Source organism: Streptomyces sp. NPDC054956, from assembly GCF_053609185.1.
This window is the reverse complement of the sequence record NZ_JBSGXB010000419.1, coordinates 1-5,538: the sequence shown is the minus strand read 5'-3', so window position 1 is coordinate 5,538 and position 5,538 is coordinate 1. Positions and strand designations below refer to the sequence as shown.

Sequence of the window (5,538 nt, the reverse complement as noted above, 5' to 3'; positions counted from 1 at the left end):
CCGCCGGGCGCGGCCCCCCCGCGGGGGGGGCCCGCGCGGGCCAGCCCGCGAGCGGCCCGAGGGACGGATGGCTGGGCGGGGCGATTCGCAGCGCGGCCACCGGTCGCAGCCGCGACGCACGACGCTCCAGGTCCGTGGTGAGGCCGACGGCATCCACCTCACCGGTCCGGTCCCCCGGAAGCTCGGCGAGCGCCGCGCGCAGACACTCGCCGAGGCCGGGAACGCTGTCCACCACCGCGCGCGCCACCGTCCGGCCCTCCGGCCCGACCAGCACGGCGACGGTGGTGACGCGTCCCACGTCCACTCCCAGCCTCACGCGCACGCTCCTGTCACCATCTGCCCCTATATATCACTTGGATCACTCCAGATCGCGGCCCTCGGTCTCCGGCAGCGGCACGGCCACGACCAGCGCCACCACCAGGAACGCGGTGATGAACAGCACGGTGGAGGAGAATCCGGTCGCACGCGCCAGCAGGTACCCGACGGCCGAGGGTGCGACCGACGTGGAGATCAGCTGGGCCGCGGTGGCCCAGGAGTATCCGGTGGCGCGCAGCGCGGTCGGGTAGAACTCGCCGTTCCAGGTGTTCCAGACGCCCCACGCGCCGAGGCTGAAGAACGACAGGGCGAAGTTGGCGGCGTACAGCTGGGTGAGGCTGCCGGAGTAGGCGAACAGCACGCCGCTGACCGCGGCGGCCGCCACGTACGGCAGGAAGACCTTCTTGCGGCCGAAGCGCCCGGTCAGGTACGAGGCCGAGACGTAACCGGGGATCATGAAGAGGGCGCTCAGTGCCACGAAGCCGAGGCTGCTCGACATGCTCAGGCCCTTCTCCATGAGCAGCGTGGGCAGCCAGGTCTGCAGGCCCCAGTAGCCCCAGTTGAAGGCGAAGTTCACGATCAGCATGAGCAGGGTGATGCGCAGCAGCCGACCGCGCAGCAGGGCGAGGGGGTTTCCTGCCCGCTCGGGCTCGACCACGGTGAAGCGGGCGCCCTCGGGCACGTCGGCGCCGAGCTTCAGGAGCACCGCCCGGGCTTCGGCGTGCCGGCCGCGGGCCGCCAGCCAGTACGGGGACTCCGGCACCCAGGCCCGGATCGCGAACACCCACAGGGCCGCCAGCGCGCTGGCCACGGCCACGACGTGCCAGCCCATCCCGGACAGCGCCTGGGTCACCCCGACGGCGGCGAGCACGCCGATGGGCCAGCCGATCGACAGGTAGACGGCGGCCTTGCCGCGCAGCCCGACCGGGAGCAGTTCGAGGAAGTAGGGGAAGGTGACGGTGTAGATGCCGGCCAGAGCCATCCCCGAAAGCACGCGGGTGGCCATCAGCGTGGTGAAGTTCGGCGAGAAGGCGCTGGCCAGAGCCACGGCACCGTAGGAACCGAGGCTCCACAGGCAGACGGCGCGGCGACCGATCCGGTCGGCGACCGGTCCCCAGACGAGCGCACCGGGAATCATGCCGAGGGCGACGGCCGACAGGACCCACCCGATCCGTCCGGCGTCGAGGGCGAAGGCGTCGCCGAGGTCGGCGGAGACGTAGACGAGGGCGAGCTGCTCCCACGATTCGATGACGAAGGCCATGAACAGCGCGAGGGCGATCAACACGTGGGCCCTGCCGAACGGCATGCGTTCGAAGTAGGCGCCCACGGGCTGCGGACCGCCGGCCCCGTCCGGGACTCCGGCGGTTCCGGACTGTACTGAGACTGCGCTCATCGGCTGCCCTCCTGGCACTGGTACCGAGACGCACACCATCTGGTTCGGTGTGAATGCGAGGCACCATAAACAGGCCATCACGGCCGGAACCGTGCTCCGAGCACAGCCACCCCGGGGGCGAGTGTGCTCGACGCACGGACAGCCCCTGCCGCCACGCCGGGCCCGACCGGTAGCCGGGCTCACTCCTCGTGCGGCCCCGCCTCACTGCTCCAGGCCCGGTAGGCCTCCAGGGCCGTGGGCAGGGTCGGGTAGATCCGGTCGGCGCCCACGGAGGCGGTGAGCCCGTAGGCGTCCAGGTCCTCGCGGAGTTCCTGCTTGACCCGGGCCAGGGCCATCACGATCCCCCGCTGCTCCAGTTCCTGACGCAGTGCGTCCACGGCGTCCAGGGCGGTGATGTCCACCTCCACGTTCGCCTCGGCGTTGAGGACGAACCAGCGGGTCGGCGAGGTCTGTTCGTCGACCGCGGCCAGGGCACGACGACGGAAGTTCTCCGCGTTGGCGAAGAACAGCGGTGAGTCGTAGCGGTAGATCACGAGCCCCGGTACGGTCCGGGCCGTCGGGTAGTCGTCGACGTCGTGCATGCCGGCGAGGCCGGGGACCATGCCTTCCACGGCATCGTGCGGACGCGCCACGCGTGCGAGCAGCTCGATGACGGACAGGGCGACGGCGATGAGGACGCCGTAGAGGATGTCGAGGGCCAGGACCCCCAGCAGGCATCCCAGGGCCAGCAGTAGTTCTCTCCGGCGGAAGGTCGCGAGGCGGCGGAACTCGCCGACCTCGACCAACCGGACCGCGGCATAGACGACGATGGCGCCGAGGACGGCACTCGGAGTGTGGGCCAGCAGAGGGCCCAGGAAGAACAGGACCAGCAGGACCGCGAGCGCCGCGAACAGCGAGTAGACCTGACTCCGCGCCTTCGCGGACCCGGCCAGCGCGGTACGGCTCGCACTGCTGCTGACCGGGAACCCGTGCAGGACGGCCGACCCCAGGTTCGCCACCCCCAGGGCCAGCAGTTCACGATTGGGGTCCAGCGGGAGCGGGTCGCCCCGGTCGGCGAAGGCACGGGCGGTGAGGATCACGTCCGAGTAGCCGACGAGGAGCACGCCCAGCGCAGGGACCAGCAGCCGGTCCAGGTCGTCGAGGGGCGGGAGGCTGGGTGTCGGGAGCCCGGAGGGTACGGATCCGATGACGCCGAGCCCGTACCGGTCGTCGAGCCCGAAGGCCGCCACCGCGGCCGTGGCCAGCACCAGGGCCAGCAGCGGGCGCGGGACCGCCCGCCCGTACTTCGGTACCGCGAGGAGCACGGCGAGGACCCCGGCGGCCAGGACGACGGTCGGCCAGTGGACGTGGGCGAGGTTGCTCACGAAGGACCAGAGCCGCGGGAAGAATCCCGAACCGGTCGTGCGCACTCCGGTGAGCCGGGGCAACTGGTCGACGATCATGATGAGGGCGACGCCCGCGAGGTAGCCGACGAGCACGGGACGCGAGAGCAGGTCCGCGAGGAACCCGAGGCGCACGGCCCGGGCGGCCAGCGCCAGCAGGCCGACCATCAGCGCGAGCGCCGCCGCCAGGGCGGCGTACCGGCCCGGGTCCCCGGCGGCGAGCGGTCCCACGGCGACGGCCGTCATCAGGGCGGTGGTCGACTCGGGGCCGACCGACAGCAGCCGCGAGCAACCGGCCAGGGCGTAGAGCACCATGGCCGGCAGGACCGCCCAGAGGCCCACGACCGGCTGGAGTCCGGCCACACCCGCGTACGCCATGACCTGCGGGACCAGGTAGGCGGCCACCGTGACGCCGGCCAGCGCCTCCCGTCCGAGCCACGACCGCTGGTACCCCCGCAGCCCGGAAGCCGACAGGAACGACCATCCACGTGCGGGCATCGCGCTCCTCACAGGTGTCCACTCGTCCCGTGCGGCCGGCTGCCGCCGTTCAGTCCTTCCCCAGTGTGGCGGCACGGTCGGGCACGACGTGCTGGAGTTCCTTGGACGGGCGCTGGTAGCCCGTGGACGGCGGCCGGGGCGGCAGGGTCAGCGAAGGCAGGGCCACGTCCTCGTAGGGGACGGACGACAGGAGGTGGGCGATCATGTTGAGTCTCGCGCTGCGCTTGTCGTCGCTCTCGACCACGTGCCACGGGGCGTCCGTCGTATCGGTGTGGACGAGCATCTCGTCCTTGGCCCGGGAGTACGCCTCCCAGCGCGTGAGGGACTCCAGGTCCATCGGGGAGAGCTTCCAGCGCCGCAACGGGTCCTGCGCCCGGCGGCGGAACCGCTCTTCCTGGACCGCGTCGCTGACGGAGAACCAGTACTTGCGGAGCAGGATGCCGTCTTCCACCAGCATGCGTTCGAAGACCGGGCACTGCCGCAGGAACAGCTGGTGCTCCGCGGGCGTGCAGAAGCCCATGACCTGTTCCACTCCGGCACGGTTGTACCAGCTGCGGTCGAAGAGGACGATCTCGCCGGCGGCGGGCAGGTGCTCGACGTAGCGCTGGAAGTACCACTGGGTGCGTTCCCGCTCCGTCGGGGCCGGCAGGGCGGCGATCCGTGCGACACGCGGGTTCAGGTGCTCGGCGACCCGCTTGATCGTGCCGCCCTTGCCCGCCGCGTCACGGCCCTCGAAGACGACGACGAGCCGGGCCCCTTCCGCCCGCGTCCATTCCTGGAGCTTGACCAGCTCCGTCTGGAGCCGCAGCAGCTCGCCCTCGTAGACCGCCTTCTTGAGACCCATGGCCGCCCCTCTCCCCGACGTCTCCGGACACTGCGCCCAGTCAGTCACGCCCGGCATCCGTGCGCAACGATCCGCTTCCGGCCCGGGCGTGTCGACGGTCGTTCAAGACGCCCCGCAACCCGCACTCCTGGTGCTCGAAGTGCCCGTCGCGGAACGGGCGGATCGGTCGGTCCGCCCGGGCGGGCGGGCCTCTGTGCGCATCCGAACCCCTCGGGCCCAGGCCTGTCGATACCCTGGCCTCGGACGGCAGGTGGGCCGGCGGGTGAAGGGGAAGCACGTGACTGTGGGGGATCCGCTGGGACGAGTGCCGCGCATGCGGCTCGACGAGCTGCTCGACGAGCTCCAGGTACGCATTGACGCGGTGCGCGGGACCAGGGACCGGGTGCACAGCCTGCTGGAGGCGGTCGTGTCGGTCGGGCGGGAGCTGGACCTCGCCCAGGTGCTCCGGCGGATCGTCGAGGCGGCCGCGCTGCTCGTGGACGCCGAGTACGGGGCACTGGGTGTCATCGGCCCGGACGGCCGCCGGCTCTCGCAGTTCCTCACCGTGGGGCTCAGCGAGGAGGCGATCGCCGAGATCGGCCCTCTGCCGGCGGGACACGGACTGCTCGGGGAGGTCATCCGCCACCCGGAGCCCCTGCGCCTCACCGACCTCGGCGCGCACAGTTCCTCGTACGGGTTCCCGGCCCATCACCCGCCGATGAGGACCTTCCTCGGGGTCCCCATCCGGGTCCGCGACGAGGTCTTCGGCAACCTCTACCTGACCGACAAGCGGGGCGGGGTGGACTTCGACCCCGAGGACGAGACCGTGATCTCGACGCTCTCCGTGGCCGCCGGCGTGGCGATCGACAACGCGCGGCTCTACGAGGGGTCACAGCGCCAGCAGCGGTGGCTCAAGGCCAATGCGGAGATCACCGAGAGCCTGCTGTCCGGCAGCTCCCGCGCTGCCGTGCTGGAGCTCATCGCCCGCCGGGCCCAGGAGATCACCGGGTCCCTCCTGGCGGACATCGCCATGCCCATGGACGGGGCCGACGGCCTGGTCGTGGAGTTCGCGACCGGTGCGGCCAGCGGGGCGCGGCAGGGGCTCGTCGTCCCCGTCGCGGGAACGC

5 protein-coding genes are annotated in these 5,538 nt (G+C 71.7%); 1 reads left to right on the top strand and 4 read right to left on the bottom strand.

Annotated elements, in window-relative coordinates:
* From ACWGDE_RS35655 to ppk2, 4 genes are all read right to left on the bottom strand, one after another.
* On the bottom strand, window positions 1-316 hold a 316-nt coding region (locus tag ACWGDE_RS35655), incomplete at its 3' end, for a hypothetical protein (protein ID WP_453393220.1).
* A 42-nt stretch (window positions 317-358) separates the two neighbouring features.
* Window positions 359-1,708 carry an MFS transporter gene (locus ACWGDE_RS35650; protein WP_453393219.1) on the bottom strand — a complete coding sequence of 450 codons (1,350 nt, stop codon included), beginning with the start codon at window positions 1,706-1,708 and terminating at the stop codon, window positions 359-361.
* Between the two features lie 179 nt (window positions 1,709-1,887).
* The gene (locus ACWGDE_RS35645) at window positions 1,888-3,588 is read right to left on the bottom strand and encodes a SulP family inorganic anion transporter (protein ID WP_453393218.1); all 1,701 of its coding nucleotides are present in this window, start codon (window positions 3,586-3,588) and stop codon (window positions 1,888-1,890) included.
* A 49-nt stretch (window positions 3,589-3,637) separates the two neighbouring features.
* On the bottom strand, window positions 3,638-4,432 hold the full coding sequence (gene ppk2 / locus ACWGDE_RS35640; RefSeq protein WP_453393217.1) for a polyphosphate kinase 2: 795 nt from the start codon (window positions 4,430-4,432) through the stop codon (window positions 3,638-3,640).
* A gap of 313 nt (window positions 4,433-4,745) precedes the next feature.
* Between ppk2 and ACWGDE_RS35635 the strand changes: the two genes are divergently transcribed.
* Window positions 4,746-5,538 (top strand): GAF domain-containing protein (locus ACWGDE_RS35635; RefSeq protein WP_453393221.1); only part of this gene is annotated, 793 nt, incomplete at its 3' end.